The sequence below is a fragment of the Agrobacterium sp. DE0009 genome (assembly GCF_007680755.1).
GTDB classification, from domain to species: domain Bacteria; phylum Pseudomonadota; class Alphaproteobacteria; order Rhizobiales; family Rhizobiaceae; genus Agrobacterium; species Agrobacterium tumefaciens_B.
On sequence record NZ_VEIU01000003.1, the window covers coordinates 137,940 to 153,457 of the forward strand.

The 15,518-nt window shown below is 60.7% G+C and carries 18 protein-coding genes; all 18 read left to right on the forward strand.

From position 1 onward, the window contains the following. Positions 1-168: 168 nt before the first annotated feature. Positions 169-1,458, forward strand: a complete 1,290-nt coding sequence (gene urtA / locus FS804_RS13360; RefSeq protein ID WP_004443324.1) for an urea ABC transporter substrate-binding protein — start codon at positions 169-171, stop codon at positions 1,456-1,458. Positions 1,459-1,734: 276 nt separating this feature from the next. Beyond that, positions 1,735-3,348 carry an urea ABC transporter permease subunit UrtB gene (gene urtB, locus FS804_RS13370; RefSeq protein WP_144577065.1) on the forward strand — a complete coding sequence of 538 codons (1,614 nt, stop codon included), beginning with the start codon at positions 1,735-1,737 and terminating at the stop codon, positions 3,346-3,348. Beyond that, positions 3,345-4,508, forward strand: coding sequence for an urea ABC transporter permease subunit UrtC (gene urtC, locus FS804_RS13375; RefSeq protein WP_144577066.1), 1,164 nt, complete (start codon positions 3,345-3,347; stop codon positions 4,506-4,508). The genes urtB and urtC overlap by 4 nt, the downstream gene beginning before the upstream one ends. A gap of 4 nt (positions 4,509-4,512) precedes the next feature. Next, positions 4,513-5,274: an urea ABC transporter ATP-binding protein UrtD gene (gene urtD / locus FS804_RS13380; RefSeq protein ID WP_144577067.1), complete on the forward strand. Its 762-nt coding sequence runs from the start codon at positions 4,513-4,515 to the stop codon at positions 5,272-5,274. A 208-nt stretch (positions 5,275-5,482) separates the two neighbouring features. Next, on the forward strand, positions 5,483-6,178 hold the full coding sequence (urtE, locus tag FS804_RS13390) for an urea ABC transporter ATP-binding subunit UrtE (protein ID WP_077987275.1): 696 nt from the start codon (positions 5,483-5,485) through the stop codon (positions 6,176-6,178). Positions 6,179-6,420: 242 nt separating this feature from the next. After that, positions 6,421-7,674, forward strand: a complete 1,254-nt coding sequence (locus FS804_RS13395; protein WP_144577069.1) for a PHB depolymerase family esterase — start codon at positions 6,421-6,423, stop codon at positions 7,672-7,674. Further along, entirely contained in the window at positions 7,581-8,432 is an 852-nt protein-coding gene (locus FS804_RS13400) for an urease accessory protein UreD (RefSeq protein ID WP_186376798.1), read from the forward strand. The genes FS804_RS13395 and FS804_RS13400 overlap by 94 nt, the downstream gene beginning before the upstream one ends. Positions 8,433-8,539: 107 nt before the next feature. After that, positions 8,540-8,842, forward strand: a complete 303-nt coding sequence (locus tag FS804_RS13405) for an urease subunit gamma (protein ID WP_063948239.1) — start codon at positions 8,540-8,542, stop codon at positions 8,840-8,842. Positions 8,843-8,854: 12 nt separating this feature from the next. After that, positions 8,855-9,112 (forward strand): DUF1272 domain-containing protein, encoded by a 258-nt coding sequence (locus tag FS804_RS13410; RefSeq protein ID WP_144577070.1) that lies wholly within the window; start codon positions 8,855-8,857, stop codon positions 9,110-9,112. Between the two features lie 21 nt (positions 9,113-9,133). Next, positions 9,134-9,439 carry an urease subunit beta gene (locus FS804_RS13415; RefSeq protein WP_063948241.1) on the forward strand — a complete coding sequence of 102 codons (306 nt, stop codon included), beginning with the start codon at positions 9,134-9,136 and terminating at the stop codon, positions 9,437-9,439. Between the two features lies 1 nt (position 9,440). Next, positions 9,441-9,797 carry a GFA family protein gene (locus FS804_RS13420; RefSeq protein ID WP_063948242.1) on the forward strand — a complete coding sequence of 119 codons (357 nt, stop codon included), beginning with the start codon at positions 9,441-9,443 and terminating at the stop codon, positions 9,795-9,797. Between the two features lie 3 nt (positions 9,798-9,800). Further along, on the forward strand, positions 9,801-10,217 hold the full coding sequence (locus tag FS804_RS13425; protein WP_063948243.1) for a lysozyme inhibitor LprI family protein: 417 nt from the start codon (positions 9,801-9,803) through the stop codon (positions 10,215-10,217). 4 nt (positions 10,218-10,221) lie between these two features. After that, on the forward strand, positions 10,222-10,866 hold the full coding sequence (locus FS804_RS13430) for a Urease operon accessory protein (protein WP_144577071.1): 645 nt from the start codon (positions 10,222-10,224) through the stop codon (positions 10,864-10,866). A gap of 4 nt (positions 10,867-10,870) precedes the next feature. Next, a complete protein-coding gene (ureC, locus tag FS804_RS13435) occupies positions 10,871-12,580 on the forward strand; it encodes an urease subunit alpha (RefSeq protein WP_144577072.1) in 1,710 nt (569 codons plus the stop codon). Positions 12,581-12,592: 12 nt separating this feature from the next. After that, positions 12,593-13,258 (forward strand): TIGR02117 family protein, encoded by a 666-nt coding sequence (locus FS804_RS13440; RefSeq protein WP_144577073.1) that lies wholly within the window; start codon positions 12,593-12,595, stop codon positions 13,256-13,258. Between the two features lie 156 nt (positions 13,259-13,414). Continuing rightward, positions 13,415-13,951, forward strand: a complete 537-nt coding sequence (locus tag FS804_RS13445; protein WP_063948247.1) for a peroxiredoxin — start codon at positions 13,415-13,417, stop codon at positions 13,949-13,951. Positions 13,952-14,266: 315 nt separating this feature from the next. Further along, a complete protein-coding gene (gene ureE, locus FS804_RS13450) occupies positions 14,267-14,764 on the forward strand; it encodes an urease accessory protein UreE (RefSeq protein ID WP_186376799.1) in 498 nt (165 codons plus the stop codon). Positions 14,765-14,767: 3 nt separating this feature from the next. Continuing rightward, on the forward strand, positions 14,768-15,439 hold the full coding sequence (locus FS804_RS13455) for an urease accessory protein UreF (RefSeq protein ID WP_186376800.1): 672 nt from the start codon (positions 14,768-14,770) through the stop codon (positions 15,437-15,439). Positions 15,440-15,518: the final 79 nt, after the last annotated feature.

The following is a 15,518-nucleotide window of genomic DNA, read 5'->3' on the forward strand; positions in this document are numbered from 1 at the left end:
GCGTCTCGCTCTGCATATCACCCCGCACTTCTCCTGCACCTTTCGCCACCCCGCCTACGTCAATTGACGTATACGGTTTCGCGCCCACGAGATCGATAGTCCCTCCAGCAGCGGCCGAAGATGCCGCTGAGCCTCGCCAAGAGGCCAACAAGGAGAGGGGTCCTTCCGATGATGTTCCGCAAGACGCTCAGTGCCGCGCTGCTTGGCGCAATTCTGTCCACCACCGCCTTCCATGGCGCCTTTGCTGCCGATGATACGATCAAGGTCGGCGTGCTGCATTCTCTTTCCGGCACCATGGCCATTTCAGAGACCACGCTGAAAGATGCCATGCTGATGCTCATCGACGAGCAAAACAAGAAGGGCGGCGTTCTCGGCAAGAAGCTTGAAGCTGTCGTGGTCGATCCGGCTTCCGACTGGCCGCTTTTCGCCGAAAAGGCCCGCCAGTTGATTTCGCAGGACAAGGTCGCCGCCGTTTTCGGCTGCTGGACGTCTTCCTCGCGTAAATCCGTTCTGCCTGTTTTCGAAGAGCTGAACTCGATCCTGTTCTATCCGGTCCAGTATGAGGGTGAAGAATCCTCGCGCAATATCTTCTACACGGGCGCCGCCCCCAACCAGCAAGCCATTCCGGCCGTCGATTACCTCGCCAATACCGAAGGCGTCGAGCGCTGGGTTCTGGCCGGCACGGATTATGTCTATCCGCAGACCACCAACAAGATCCTGAAGGCCTACCTGATGTCGAAGGGCGTCAAGGAAGAGGACATCATGATCAACTACACGCCGTTCGGTCACTCCGACTGGCAGACGATCGTGTCCGACATCAAGAAATTCGGCTCGGCCGGCAAGAAGACCGCCGTGGTTTCCACCATCAATGGTGACGCCAACGTGCCCTTCTACAAGGAACTGGCCAACCAGGGCATCAAGGCCGAAGATATTCCGGTCGTCGCCTTCTCCGTGGGTGAAGAAGAGCTTGCCGGTCTCGATACTGCACCGCTGGTTGGCCACCTTGCCGCCTGGAACTACTTCCAGTCCGTCGATGCGCCCGTCAATGCCGAGTTCATCAAGACCTGGCATGCCTTCACCAAGAACGACAAGCGCGTGACCAACGACCCGATGGAAGCCGCCTATATCGGCTTCAACGCATGGGTAAAGGCCGTCGAATCCGCCGGCACGACCGATACGGACAAGGTTCTCGACTCGATCATCGGCGTTTCCGTGCCGAACCTTTCGGGCGGTTATTCCACCGTCATGCCGAACCACCACATCACCAAGCCGGTGCTGATCGGTGAAATCCAGGCCGACGGCCAGTTTGAGATCGTGCAGCAGACACCGCAGGTGGTGGGCGACGAATGGTCGGATTACCTGCCGGATTCGAAGGATCTGATCTCTGATTGGAGAAAGCCGATGTCCTGCGGCAACTTCAACGTGGCCACGGGCAAGTGCGGCGGCAAGGGTAGCTGATAGGAGCTTGGGTTGAGGGCCGCTCCCTCGTTGGGGCGGCGCTTCAATCGTTGAAAACTGAGCAAGCATGCCCCCCTCTGCCCTGCCGGGCATCTCCCCCACAAGTGGGGAGATCGACTCGTAGTGAGGCCCCGCATTTCTCGTCGGTCGAGATGGAGCGACGTAGGTGCACCTTGCCGATCTCCCTCCTTGTGGGGGAGATGCCCGGCAGGGCAGAGGGGGGTAAGCGCCACCCACAGACGTCGCTTTCACCGGAAACGCTCCAAGGACCCCGACATGACGATCCGATCTTTTCTCGGAGCCATCTTCCTCTGGTTCACCATGGGGATCGCAGCCCACGCCGTCGCGCAAAGCGACCCAAAGGCGCTGATCGATAAGCTCGGCACGGCTGATTTCAAGCAGGCCGAAACATTGATCGGACAGATCGCCGCAACGGGTGATGCGCGTGTCGTTCCGGCGCTCGAGGCTTTTGCGGCGGGCGATCTCTACGTGCGCAAATCCGACAATCTCGTCTTCATGACCAAGCCCGCCGGTTCCGATTTCACGCTGATCGACCCGCTGACGGGTGAAAGCGCCGGCTCGGCGCCGAAGGCGACCGTTACCAAGATCAGGGTGAACAATAATCTACGCCGTGTCATCCGCGCCGCGATGGGCGGGCTGACGCTGCTCAGCCCGGAAAAATCCGTGCGGCTTTCGGCGGCTGACGCGGTCCTGAAAGCGCCAAGCGCTGAAAATCTCGAATTGCTGGAAGCGGCCATATCAAAGGAGACCGATAATGAGGTGCGGACCCGGATGGAGGAGGCGCGGGCTGTCTCGCTGCTCTCCTCCGACCGCCCCCTTGAGGTGAAGAAAGAAGCGATCGCGACCATCAAGGCACTTGGCGGGCGCGATGCGATCAGCATTCTGATGGCGGCGACGCCGTCGGTCGATCCGAGCCTGAAGCCGGATGTGGACGAGGCGATTTCCAGCATCGAGAGTTCCCTTGCCTTCTGGGATTACGCGCAGAATGTCTGGTACGGCCTGTCGCTCGGCTCGGTGCTGCTGCTCGCTGCCATCGGCCTTGCCATCACCTTTGGCGTGATGGGCATCATCAACATGGCGCATGGTGAAATGGTGATGATCGGCGCTTATTCCACCTTCATGGTGCAGGAGTTGATCCGCAGTCATTTCCCCGGCCTGTTCGACTGGTCATTGGCGATTGCCCTGCCGGCCGCCTTTCTGGTCACGGCCTGCGTCGGCCTCGTCATGGAGCGCGGCGTCATCCGCTATCTTTACGGGCGGCCGCTGGAAACCCTTCTCGCCACCTGGGGCATCTCGCTGATCCTGCAACAGGGCGTGCGTTCCATCTTCGGCCCCACCAACCGGGAAGTCGGCAGCCCGAGCTGGATGTCCGGCTCCTTCAGCGTCGGTTATCTCAATTTTACCTGGAACCGGGTGTGGATCGTCTGCTTCTCGCTGTCGGTGTTTTTTGCGCTGCTGGTTCTCCTAAAGCGCTCCGCTTTTGGGTTGCAGATGCGCGCCGTCACCCAGAACCGCCGCATGGCTTCCTCCATGGGCATTCGCACGCCATGGGTGGATGCCTTCACCTTCGCGCTTGGTTCGGGCGTTGCCGGGCTTGCCGGGGTGGCCCTGTCGCAGATCGACAATGTCTCGCCCAATCTCGGCCAGAGCTACATCATCGACAGTTTCATGGTGGTGGTGTTCGGCGGTGTCGGCAATCTCTGGGGAACGCTGGTCGGAGCCCTGTCTCTCGGCGTGCTCAACAAGTTCCTCGAGCCGACGGTAGGCGCCGTGCTCGGCAAGATCCTCGTGCTCGTTCTCATCATCCTGTTCATCCAGAAGCGGCCGCGCGGTCTCTTCGCACTCAAGGGAAGGGCGATCGAAGCATGATTACCGGCTTCCTCCTGCGCGCGCTCGATCGCCGCATTTCCATCGCCATCGGCATCATTCTCGCCATCGCCGTTCTGGTGCCCGCCTCAAACCTGCTGTTGCCGGAGGGCAGCGCGTTCCGCATCCCGACCTATATCATGTCGATGCTCGGCAAATATCTGGCCTACGCGCTGCTCGCGCTCGCGCTCGATCTGGTCTGGGGTTATTGCGGCATTCTCTCCCTTGGCCACGCCGCCTTCTTTGCGCTCGGCGGTTATGCCATGGGCATGTATCTGATGCGGCAGATCGGCACGCGTGGGGTCTATGGCCATCCGGTGCTGCCTGATTTCATGGTGTTCCTCAACTGGAAGGAACTGCCGTGGTTCTGGCACGGCTTCGACATGTTCTGGTTTGCGGCGCTGATGGTGCTTGTCGTGCCGGGGCTGCTCGCTTTCGTGTTCGGTTGGTTCGCCTTCCGCTCGCGCGTCAACGGCGTTTATCTCTCGATCATCACCCAGGCCATGACCTATGCCCTGCTGCTTGCCTTCTTCCGCAACGACATGGGCTTCGGCGGCAATAACGGCCTCACCGATTTCAAGGATATTCTCGGCTTTTCCGTGCAGGCCGACGGCACCCGCGCCGTGCTGTTTGCGATGACGGCGGTGATGCTGGCTCTTTCGCTGCTGATTGCCTCGGGCATCGTCAATTCCAAGTTCGGCAAGGTACTGGTGGGCGTGCGGGATGCGGAAAGCCGGGTGCGATTCCTCGGTTTCAAGGTTGAAAACGTCAAGCTCTTCACCTTCGTCGTCTCGGCCATGATGGCAGGCATTGCCGGCGCCTTGTTCGTGCCGCAGGTGGGCATCATCAATCCCGGCGAATTTTCGCCCGCCAACTCCATCGAGGTGGTGGTGTGGACGGCTGTCGGCGGGCGCGGCACGCTGATCGGGCCGATCATCGGCGCGGTGCTGGTCAATGGCGGCAAGAGCTATTTCACTGGCGCGTTCCCGGAATTCTGGCTGTTTGCGCTGGGTGGTCTCTTCATCGCTGTCACGCTGTTCTTCCCCAAGGGCATCGTCGGAACGGTGCAGCATTATCTTGCGGGACGACGCGAAAAGCGGGTGGCGGGCGCGGCGCGTGAAGCTGGCAACGACAGCGCGGTTGCGCAACAGGCGGCGGAGTAAGCCCATGAACACGGTTTCCGAAAACAGAGCGAAAAGCCTGCTCTATCTCGATGGCGTCTCGGTGTCCTTCGATGGTTTCAGGGCGCTGAATTCCCTTTCCTTCGTGGTGGAGCCGGGCGAGCTTCGCGCCATCATCGGCCCGAATGGCGCGGGAAAGACGACGATGATGGATATCATCACCGGCAAGACCCGGCCGGATACCGGCACGGTGCTGTTCGAAGACAGCATCGACCTCACCAAGAAGGACGAGGCGGACATCGCCCAGCTCGGCATCGGCCGGAAATTCCAGAAGCCGACGGTGTTTGAAAGCCATACCGTCTGGGACAATCTGGAACTGGCGCTGAACCGCAAGCGCGGCGTGTTCGCGACGCTGTTCTACCGGCTGACGGCGGAGGACAAGGCGCGCATCGAGGAAATCCTCGCCACCGTGCGGCTTGGCCACCGCCGGGGAGACCTCGCCGCCAATCTTTCGCATGGGCAGAAACAGTGGCTGGAGATTGGCATGCTCTTGGCACAGGAACCGAAGCTTCTCCTGGTGGACGAGCCGGTGGCGGGTATGACGGATGCGGAGACGGCGGAAACCGCGGTGCTTCTGAAGGAAATTGCGAAAACCCGTTCGGTGGTGGTGGTCGAGCACGACATGGGCTTCATCCGTGAGCTGGGGGTGAAGGTAACGTGCCTTGCCGAAGGCTCGGTGCTGGCCGAAGGGTCGATCGATTTTGTGTCCAGCGATCCGAAGGTGATCGAGAATTATCTGGGGCGGTGATGGTGGTGTTTGCGGCCGTACCCCCCTCTGCCCTGCCGGGCATCTTCCCCTCAAGGGGGGAGATCAGATGCCGCCCTCGCTTGCTCCTTTGCCACGATGCTATGCGGCAGAGTGTTCGCCACTTGCCGATCTCCCCCTTTGAGGGGGAGATGCCCGGCAGGGCAGAGGAGGGTAGCACCGCCCACCATACCGTCATTGGAGTTTCACCATGCTGACAGTCGACAACATCAACCTCCACTACGGCGCGGCGCAGGCGCTCCGCGGCGTGTCGCTGAAGGCCGAGATGGGCAAGATCACCTGCGTTCTCGGCCGCAACGGCGTCGGCAAAAGCTCGCTGTTGCGCGCCGTCACCGGCCAGCAGGCCACCAGCGCCGGCACGATCCGTTTCGGTGATGCGGCGCTGGATGGGCTCGCACCTTACCAGCGGGCGAAGCGCGGTGTCGGTTACGTGCCGCAGGGGCGCGAGATCTTTCCGTTGCTCAGCGTGCAGGAAAATCTGGAGAGCGGTTATGCGCCGCTGCCGCGCAAGGAACGTTTCATCCCGGATGATATTTTCAGCCTGTTTCCCGTGCTGCAGACCATGCTGTCACGCCGCGGCGGCGATCTGTCCGGCGGACAGCAGCAGCAGCTTGCCATCGGCCGGGCGCTGGTCACGCGGCCGAAAATCCTCGTTCTCGACGAACCGACCGAGGGCATCCAGCCGTCGATCATCAAGGATATCGGCCGAGCCATCAAATATCTGCGCGATTCCACCGGCATGGCGATCCTGCTGGTTGAGCAATATCTGGATTTCTGCCGCGAACTTGCCGACTACGTCTACATCATGGACCGCGGTGAAATCGTGCATGAGGGGCTGGCCGAAACGCTGGATACGCCGGAAGCGCGGCGACATCTTACCGTGTAGAGGCGGCCGTTCCGGTCACGACATAAGAACGGCCGATTAATATTTTGAAAGTCCATGCGCTGCTGCATGGCTTTCATGCAGCATTTTAGCATTTCATTAAGTAAAAGCCTGTGTTATTGGGGCCATGAAATGCTGCATGCGAGACACAGAAGAAGTCTATTCGCACGCCGCGACTGTTGATCCCTTACATTTCCCGAACGCTCGACGTATCGTCGGGAAACTGTGCCAATAAAGGCGTGTCAATGATTCAAGACTTTGCAGTGGGCCGGGCTTCCCGGTGGGTGCGTTTCGCACGCAGCCTGTTCTTCGGGCTGGTAATCAGCGCAGGCGCAGGGGCCGCAGCGTCGGCATCGACCTGCGGTCAGGATATCGGCCCCGGCATGGAACCGGGTCGGCATGATTTTTCCATTCTCTCTAACGGGCAGAAACGCGACGGCGTCTATTTTGTTCCATCCGCCTATGATGGAAAAAAGGCCCTGCCTGTCGTATTCGATTTCCACGGCTCCAACAGCAACCCGCACGGTCAGCTGAACCGCAGCGGCTGGGACAAGCTTGCCGAGCGTGATGGTCTTGTGGTCGTCGCGCTGGCGGGCAGTTTAAACGGCGAATTGCCAGGCACCCATGCCTGGAATGTTCCCGGCGTTACAACACGCCCCGGCGGGCTGGATGAGGTGAGCTTCATTCATGATGCTATTGCCATGGTAAAGGGCAAGTTCTGCGTCGATGAGGAACGTTTTTACGGTTCCGGCTATTCTGGCGGCGGGCGCATGTTGTCGCAATTCATCTGCACCGGAGCCAAGGATTTTAATGCCGCCGGTTTTGTCGCCTCGTTGCGCGCGGGTTATCCGCAGGAAACCGAAGGCAAATGGGCTCCAGATGCGGCAAGCTGCACACCGGCGCGGCCGATGTCGATCATCGCCTTTGCCGGGCTGAAGGATCCCGCCAACCCCTATCAGGGCGGCGGCAAATCCTACTGGCAATATAGCGGCGAGACGGCGCTGAAGCGCTGGGCCGAGATGGATGGCTGCAAGGGCGCCGCCAAAAGCAAGGTGGGTGAGAGCTTTACCGTCAATTCCTACGATGTCTGCAAGGCCGGTGCGCGCATCCAGTCCTATGTCATCGAGAACTGGGACCATGCCTGGCCGCGCGCCACCATGAAGGCCGAGGTTCTGGCGGCGAACGCCGTTGTTACCCGCAAGCCCGGTGGCGAGCAGACGCCGAAGGCGCAGCCCGCCGTGGAGCGCAAGATGCCCACAGGCGAAGTGACGCGCACGGTTGATGCGGCGGAAAGAATGTGGGATTTCTTCCGCAACACGGAAGGGCAAATGGTGGTGGACGCCGTCGTCAAGAAGGATTGCGTCGCCAAGGCCAATCCCGCTTCCGCAACCGTTTCGGAGACCGCGTGCAGCAGCAACAGCAAGCCATCAGCCCTTCCGGTTGCGAAGACGCTCAACCTGTCCGGCAACAACGCGCCCGTGGCAGAGGACGCATTGTAACCAAGGCAGTTGAAGGGCGCAGCCGGCTGGATGAATTGTTTCAGGAGGGCTGCGCCAAAATCCGCCTGCCGGACACCTTTTCCAATGAAATGGAAGCCATTCTCATCAATTCCTCCGGCGGCCTGACCGGCGGGGATGAAATCGAATGGCAGGCAGCCGCCGGCGCCGGTACCTCGCTTGTGGTCACGACGCAGGCCTGCGAGAAGGTCTACAAGGCCTCATCGGGCACCGCCACCGTCGCCGCCCGAGTTTCCGCCGGGCCGGGCGCGAAGCTCCACTGGCTGCCGCAGGAAACCATCCTATTCGAGCGCGCGTCACTCACCCGAAGCCTTGAAGCCGATCTCGATCAATCCTCAGAATTTATCGCCGTCGAAGCCGTTCTACTTGGCCGCCAGGCCATGGGCGAGGCGATGACGCATGGGCTTTTTCGTGACCGCTGGCGTATTCGCCATGGCGGCAAGCTGGTGCATGCAGAAGAGTTGCTGCTCGCGGGCGAGGTGGCGGCGCTGACCGCGAAACCGGCGGTTCTGGCCGGGCAGGTTGCCTTTGCCACGCTGCTTTATATCGGGCCTCTCGCTGAGGCGCTTCTGCCTAAAATCCGGGCGATTGCCGGGGAAAGCGGCGGCGCCAGCGAATGGCAGGGCAAGCTTGTGGTGCGCGTTGCCGCCGCCGATGGGTTCTCCTTGAGAAAATTGCTTTTTCCGATCATTTCGCTCTTGCGAAACGGCGCGCCAGTGCCGAAAGTCTGGAATCTGTAAACCCTTCGGATCGTCTCGTGACAGGCGTTCTTCGGGGTCTGTCAAATGTCGGATCTGGTCTCCAGCAAACCTTTTTTGCGGAGCAGATGCCAAGCTGTGGGACGACGATGAACCTTAGCCCGAGAGAAAAAGACAAGCTGCTGATTTCCATGGCCGCCATGGTGGCGCGCCGCCGGCTGGAACGTGGCGTGAAGCTGAACTATCCGGAAGCGATTGCGCTGATTACCGATTTCGTCGTCGAGGGTGCCCGCGATGGTCGCGCCGTTTCCGATCTGATGGAGGCGGGTGCGCATGTCATTTCCCGTGATCAGGTGATGGACGGCATTGCCGAGATGATCCACGATGTGCAGGTGGAAGCGACATTCCCTGATGGCACCAAGCTGGTGACCGTTCACGAACCGATCCGGTAAAGGGAGGCAGACTTGGCGCTGGAACTGAGGCCCAATTGCGAATGCTGCGATCGCGATCTCGCGCCCGATAATAGGGACGCGATGATCTGCTCGTTCGAATGCACCTTTTGCGTCGATTGCGTGACTGGCGTGCTCGATGGCGCCTGCCCGAATTGCGGTGGTGAGCTGGTACGCAGGCCCGTCCGCCCGGCGGTGAAACTCGTCAACAATCCGGCATCAACGAAGCGCGTGCTCAAGGCCAATGGCTGTGCATCCGCCCATGCCGCCTGAGACAGAAATAAGGGGAGCACCATGAAGCCAGGCGAAATCATTGCCGCTGAAGGCACCATCGAACTCAATGCCGGCCAGCCGACGGTGACGATCGAGGTGGCCAACTCGGGCGACCGGCCGGTGCAGGTGGGCAGTCATTACCATTTCTTCGAGACCAATGCGGGCCTCCTCTTCGACCGCGACAAGGCGCGCGGCATGCGTCTCGATATTCCTGCCGGCACGGCAGTGCGTTTCGAACCCGGCCAGAAGCGGGAAGTCACACTGGTGCCGCTGTCCGGCAAGCGCGAGGTTTATGGTTTCCGTCAACAGGTCATGGGGAGGTTATGAAATGGCGACGGTGCATTATCATGGAAGCTGCCAGTGCGGCAGCGTCAGCTTCGAGGTCGATGTCGATCTCGACCATACCGTCATTTGCAATTGTTCGCGCTGCAAGCGTCTGGGCTCGACACTCGCCTTTGCGCCGCGGGAGAAATTCACGCTGCTTTCCGGAGAGGACAAGCTGAGCGAATATCTCTTCAACAAGCACAAGATCCATCATTTTTTCTGCTCTACCTGTGGCATCGAAAGCTTTGCCTATGCCGATGGGCCTGACGGTACGCCGATGGTGGCGGTCAATGCCAATTGTCTCGATGGCGTCGATCCAAGAGCGTTGAAGCCGCAGGCTTTTGACGGCGCGGCGGCCTGAACGATGGCGATCAGCAAAAACAGCCTTGCCGCTGCCACCGTCTTCTGGGTGGCTGCAGGCATCTCTGGCCCGGCCGCCGCACAGGAGCCGGATTGCAAGGAACCACAGACACAGGCGGATATGACGATTTGCGCGGGCAAGGATTACGAGAGGGCCGACAAGAAGCTCAATGTCGAGTATCAGAAGCTGCGCAAGCTGCTTACCGAACGTGACAAGGCGGCGGATGCGGATGGCAAGGGCGCGGCCGATGCACTGGTCACTGCCCAGCGCGCCTGGGTGGCGTTTCGCGATGCCAATTGCGCGCTATCAGGCTTTCAGGCGCGGGGTGGTTCGATGGAGCCGATGCTGATTTCTTCGTGTCTGGCCGAGATGAGTACAAAGCGGGCGGATGATCTGCGCCAGCTGTCGGAAGGCTTCTGAACGCATGGGGCGGCGGATCGCGATTGTCGGAAATGGGGAGTTGCCGCCCGGCACCGCCCGGCTTATCGACCGTTCGGATATCGTCATCCGTTTTAACGACTGCCGCTCGCTGGGGCTTGGCGGCACGCGCACCGATGTCGTGGCCGTCTGCAATACAGGACGGCCTGGTCGTGAGATGACCGAAGGAGCCGAATGGCGCGAGAGCGACGGCGTGCGACAGGCCGCTGCCATCTGGTCGGTGCGCGATCCCGCAAAATTTGCAGAAATGGAACCTGATATCCGCGCGCGGTGGCCGGAGCTCACCGATTTCTGCGTGGATTACACCGCTGCCTTTGCAGCAATCGCGCGAGCGGGCGGCAAAAGCCACGTCGTTATCCATCGGGAGGTTCATGAACGGCTCGATGTCGCGCTCGAAGCTTACAAGCCGGAACCTTACGTCTGCCCCAGCACCGGGCTTGTCGCCATTGCCCATGTTCTTGAGACTGTAAGCGGCGAGGATGATGAGGTGGCGATTGCCGGTTTCGGCCACCAGGGTTGGAGTGGCCATCCATTCTCCGCCGAAAAGCAGCTGGTTGAAACCCTTGCGGTTGCACGCCGGCTTAAACGAATTTCTCCCACATCGATTTTCTCCGCGTCCGAAGGAGCCTGAGCCCATGCCCTACAAGATTTCCCGCGCCGCCTATGCCGGCATGTTCGGCCCGACCGTTGGCGACAAGGTGCGTCTTGCCGATACCGAACTCTTCATCGAGATCGAGAAGGACCACACGACCTACGGCGAGGAAGTGAAATTCGGGGGTGGCAAGGTCATTCGTGACGGCATGGGCCAGAGCCAGGCGACACGGGCCGAAGGCGCTGTCGATACCGTCATCACCAACGCCGTGATCGTTGACCATAGCGGCATCTACAAGGCCGATGTGGGCCTGAAGAACGGCCGCATTCACGCCATCGGCAAGGCCGGCAACCCGGATACGCAGCCCGGCGTGACGATTATCGTCGGCCCCTCGACGGAAGCAATCGCCGGCGAAGGCAAGATCCTGACGGCCGGCGGCATGGATGCGCATATCCATTACATCTGCCCGCAGCAGATCGAGGAAGCGCTGATGAGCGGTGTGACCTGCATGCTCGGTGGTGGTTCCGGACCGGCGCACGGCACGCTTGCCACCACCTGCACCGGCGCATGGCATATCGAGCGCATGATCGAAAGCTTCGATGCTTTCCCAATGAACCTGGCCCTCGCCGGCAAGGGCAATGCCTCGCTGCCGGCACCGCTGGAAGAAATGGTCCTGGCTGGCGCCTCCTCGCTGAAGCTGCATGAGGACTGGGGCACGACACCCGCCGCCATCGACAATTGCCTGACGGTGGCCGACGACTATGACGTGCAGGTGATGATCCACACCGACACGCTGAACGAGAGCGGCTTTGTGGAAGACACGGTCGCCGCGATCAGGGGCCGCACCATCCACGCCTTTCACACCGAAGGGGCGGGCGGTGGCCACGCGCCTGACATCATCAAGGTCTGCGGCAATCCCAACGTCATTCCGTCCTCGACCAACCCGACGCGGCCTTACACCGTCAATACGCTGGCTGAGCATCTGGATATGCTGATGGTGTGCCACCACCTGTCGCCATCCATCCCCGAGGATATCGCCTTCGCGGAAAGCCGCATCCGCAAGGAAACCATCGCGGCGGAAGATATCCTCCACGATATCGGGGCGTTCTCGATCATTTCCTCCGACAGCCAGGCCATGGGTCGTGTCGGCGAAGTGGCGATCCGCACCTGGCAGACCGCGGACAAGATGAAGCGCCAGCGCGGCCGCCTGAAGGAAGAGACCGGCGAGAACGACAATTTCCGTGTCCGCCGTTACATCGCCAAATATACCATCAACCCGGCCATTGCGCAGGGTGTCAGCCACGAGATCGGCTCTGTCGAAGTCGGCAAGCGTGCCGATCTGGTCTTGTGGAATCCGGCCTTCTTCGGCGTGAAGCCGGAGATGGTGCTGCTCGGTGGTTCGATTGCCGCTGCGCCGATGGGCGATCCGAATGCCTCCATTCCAACGCCGCAGCCGATGCATTACCGGCCGATGTTTGCTGCTTATGGCAAGCTGCGCACCAACTCCTCGGTGACTTTCGTCTCACAGGCGTCTCTGGATGGCGGCCTTGCCCAGCGCCTTGGCGTCGCCAAGAAGCTGCTGCCGGTGAAAAACGTGCGCGGCGGCATTTCCAAGGCGTCGATGATCCACAATTCGCTGACGCCGCATATAGAGGTCGATCCGGAGACCTATGAGGTGCGGGCGGATGGTGAGCTTCTGACCTGTGAACCGGCGACCGTGCTGCCAATGGCGCAGCGCTATTTCCTGTTCTGACGGGACGTTCCATTGAGACGTGCCCTCAGATGGATCAGTCGCGGCGTGCTGCTGATCCTCCTGCTTCTGGTGCTGGGCACCGTGACGCCGCGCCCCTTTATTGCCGATGATGCAGACGGCGTGAAGGATCGCGAAATCCTGCTGCTGGCCAATCCGATCCACACCGATATCGCGCTGCCGGTCGATAATGATCTGCGGCGGGTGTTCGCTGATTTGCAGGAGGGCGGCATTGCGGTCAATCATCCAGCCGCGGCCTATATGGTGTTCGGTTGGGGCGGCAGGGCGTTTTACATGCAGACGCCCACTTGGGCCGATCTGAAACCGATGCCGGTGCTGCGCTCTTTCACGCTGGACAGCTCCGTCATGCATGTGGATGTAACAGGCGATTTTCCCGCCGATCTCGCTGGCGTGAAACGGCTTCGCATTTCCGAAGCGGGTTATCAGCGCCTTGTCGCAGGCATCAGGGCAAGTTTTGCCGGAAACGATGACGGTGTCAGGCCGATTTCCGGCGCCGGCTACGGCCCCACGGACGCTTTTTTCGAGGCGAACGGCCGGTTCAATGCGCTCGCCGGCTGCAACACATGGTCAGCCGCGATGTTGCGGGAAGCAGGCATTCAAACCGGCTGGTGGACACCCCTTCCGACGCTGTTGAACTGGTCGATAGAACTGCATAATTGATCCCCAATTCCGTGCGGCATTTCGCGCATTTGGCGGCTGAAATCCTTTTTTTATGCTGCACCGCAGCGCGTCATGCGCTATGGAAACTGCTAAAGAAGTCCGCGCGGATCGATCCCAAGCGATACCTCGCAAAAACGCCAGAACAGGAGACAAGACATGCTCGGCAAAAAAGTGCCCGCCGTAACCTTCCGCACGCGCGTTCGCGACGAGGCCGTTGGCGGCCCGAACCCTTTCCGTTGGCAGGACATGACCTCCGACGACTATTTCAAGGGCAAAAAGGTGGTCCTCTTCTCGCTCCCCGGCGCTTTCACGCCGACATGCTCGACCTACCAGCTTCCCGATTTTGAAAAGCTGGCACCTGAGTTCCGTGCGCTCGGCGTTGATGACATCTATTGCCTTTCGGTCAACGATGCCTTCGTCATGAATGCCTGGGCCAAGGGCCAGAACCTCGAAAACGTCAAGGTCATTCCTGACGGTTCGGGCGAGTTCACCCGCAAGATGGGCATGCTAGTCGCCAAGGACAATCTCGGCTTCGGCATGCGCTCCTGGCGTTACGCTGCCGTTATCAATGATGGCGTCGTCGAGCAGTGGTTCGAGGAAGAAGGTTATTCGGACAATTGCGATAGCGACCCCTACGGCGTTTCCTCACCGCAGAACATTCTGGAAAACCTGAAAAGCCGCGCTGCGGCCTAATCTCGGTTTTCGTTTCTGATGAAAGCCCGGCAGTGATGCCGGGCTTTTCTTTGTCCGACGTGCTTTTTTCTGCCGCGCCGGCCTCTCCACGCTCCTTCATCCCGGACATGATCCGGGGTCCGGTGCGATCAAGACTTTGATCGCGTGGGAGGCTTTTCACGCCACAGACGGGCCGTGGCTGGATGCCGGGTCACGCCCGGCATGACGGAGAGAGGTCTCCAGCTATCGTCAACCTTCTGAAATCGCGCCTTGAAATCATGCCCGCTATCCGTCAAAAATCTTCTCCCCAAGACTGTTTCTGAAACGGATCATCCCATGCTGCGCGTCACCTCCTATCACCCCGCCGGAACCCCCGGCGACGAGCCCTCCGGCTACGTCACGCTGGCACATGACCAGCGGCATCTGCGCCGCAAGCTTCTGCATCTGCAGAATGACGAGATGGTGATGCTGGATCTGAAGGAGGCCGTCTTGTTTGCCCATGGCGACCTGCTGGTGGTTGAAAACGGCGATCTGATCGAGGTTCGCGCGGCTGATGAAAAGCTGTTCGAAATCAAGGCGAAGGACCGGCTGCATCTCATCGAGCTCGCCTGGCATCTGGGCAACCGGCATCTTTCGGCGCAGATCGAGGAGGAGCGCATTCTCATCCTGCGTGACCATGTCATTCGCGCCATGCTGGAAGGTCTGGGCGCCACAGTGCGCGAGGTGGAAGAGCCGTTCCAGCCGGCACGCGGCGCTTATCACGCCCATGGCGGCCACTCGCATGGCCATGATCACGGGCACGGGCACGGCCACCACCATCATGATCATGGCTGAGGCGTGAGCGGGGAAAGCGGCGTCGCCGCGCTGCTGCGCCTGATGGCCTGGATGTCGCCGGCCTTTCCTGTCGGCGGCTTTTCCTATTCGGGCGGGCTGGAAAAGGCGGTGGAGGACGGGCGTGTGCGTAACGCCACCGAGTTGAGCGGCTGGGTGGAAACGCTTCTGCTCCACGGTAGCCTGTGGAACGACGCGGTGTTTCTGGCGCATGCCTGGCGGAACTCACAGGATGCCGCAGCACTCAGCGAAACAGCCGATCTTGGCCGCGCGCTCGCAGGTTCGGCGGAACGATATCGCGAGACGGTGCTTCTGGGCGATGCCTTCGTTTCTGCCGCCAGCGCCTGGCCGCACGGGGTTCTTCAGCTGTTGCCGAAAGAGGCTCCCTATCCCGTCGCCATAGGCGCTGTGGCCGCGTGCCACGGCGTGCCGCTGCGCGAGACGCTTGCCGCCTTTTTGCATGCAGGTGTTTCGCAGATCGTTTCGGCTGGTATTCGCCTTGGTGTTGCGGGCCAAAAGGATGGCGTCGCCATTCTGGCCGCAAGCGAGGCGGGGATTGCCGAGGTGGCGGCAAATGCCGTCCAATCCACGCTCGATGACCTCGGCAGCGCCACGATCATCGCCGATACGGCGGCGATGCGTCACGAAACACAGGGCACGCGGCTTTTCCGTTCCTGAAGAGCGAGCGGCCGCCACGAGTTTCTTCTCCCCGCCGGGGAGAAGTCCGCGGCAGCGGGATGAGGGGGAGTGGGTAGAG

Bases quoted from the DNA above. Each gene is read 5' to 3' on its own strand.
- urtC (WP_144577066.1), top strand. From the start codon at position 3,345: ATGATTACCGGCTTCCTCCTGCGCGCGCTCGATCGCCGCATTTCCATC.
- urtA (WP_004443324.1), top strand. From the start codon at position 169: ATGATGTTCCGCAAGACGCTCAGTGCCGCGCTGCTTGGCGCAATTCTG.
- FS804_RS13420 (WP_063948242.1), top strand. From the start codon at position 9,441: ATGGCGACGGTGCATTATCATGGAAGCTGCCAGTGCGGCAGCGTCAGC.
- FS804_RS13425 (WP_063948243.1), top strand. From the start codon at position 9,801: ATGGCGATCAGCAAAAACAGCCTTGCCGCTGCCACCGTCTTCTGGGTG.
- ureC (WP_144577072.1), top strand. From the start codon at position 10,871: ATGCCCTACAAGATTTCCCGCGCCGCCTATGCCGGCATGTTCGGCCCG.
- urtB (WP_144577065.1), top strand. From the start codon at position 1,735: ATGACGATCCGATCTTTTCTCGGAGCCATCTTCCTCTGGTTCACCATG.
- urtE (WP_077987275.1), top strand. From the start codon at position 5,483: ATGCTGACAGTCGACAACATCAACCTCCACTACGGCGCGGCGCAGGCG.
- FS804_RS13395 (WP_144577069.1), top strand. From the start codon at position 6,421: ATGATTCAAGACTTTGCAGTGGGCCGGGCTTCCCGGTGGGTGCGTTTC.
- urtD (WP_144577067.1), top strand. From the start codon at position 4,513: ATGAACACGGTTTCCGAAAACAGAGCGAAAAGCCTGCTCTATCTCGAT.
- FS804_RS13405 (WP_063948239.1), top strand. From the start codon at position 8,540: ATGAACCTTAGCCCGAGAGAAAAAGACAAGCTGCTGATTTCCATGGCC.
- FS804_RS13415 (WP_063948241.1), top strand. From the start codon at position 9,134: ATGAAGCCAGGCGAAATCATTGCCGCTGAAGGCACCATCGAACTCAAT.
- FS804_RS13445 (WP_063948247.1), top strand. From the start codon at position 13,415: ATGCTCGGCAAAAAAGTGCCCGCCGTAACCTTCCGCACGCGCGTTCGC.
- ureE (WP_186376799.1), top strand. From the start codon at position 14,267: ATGCTGCGCGTCACCTCCTATCACCCCGCCGGAACCCCCGGCGACGAG.
- FS804_RS13430 (WP_144577071.1), top strand. From the start codon at position 10,222: ATGGGGCGGCGGATCGCGATTGTCGGAAATGGGGAGTTGCCGCCCGGC.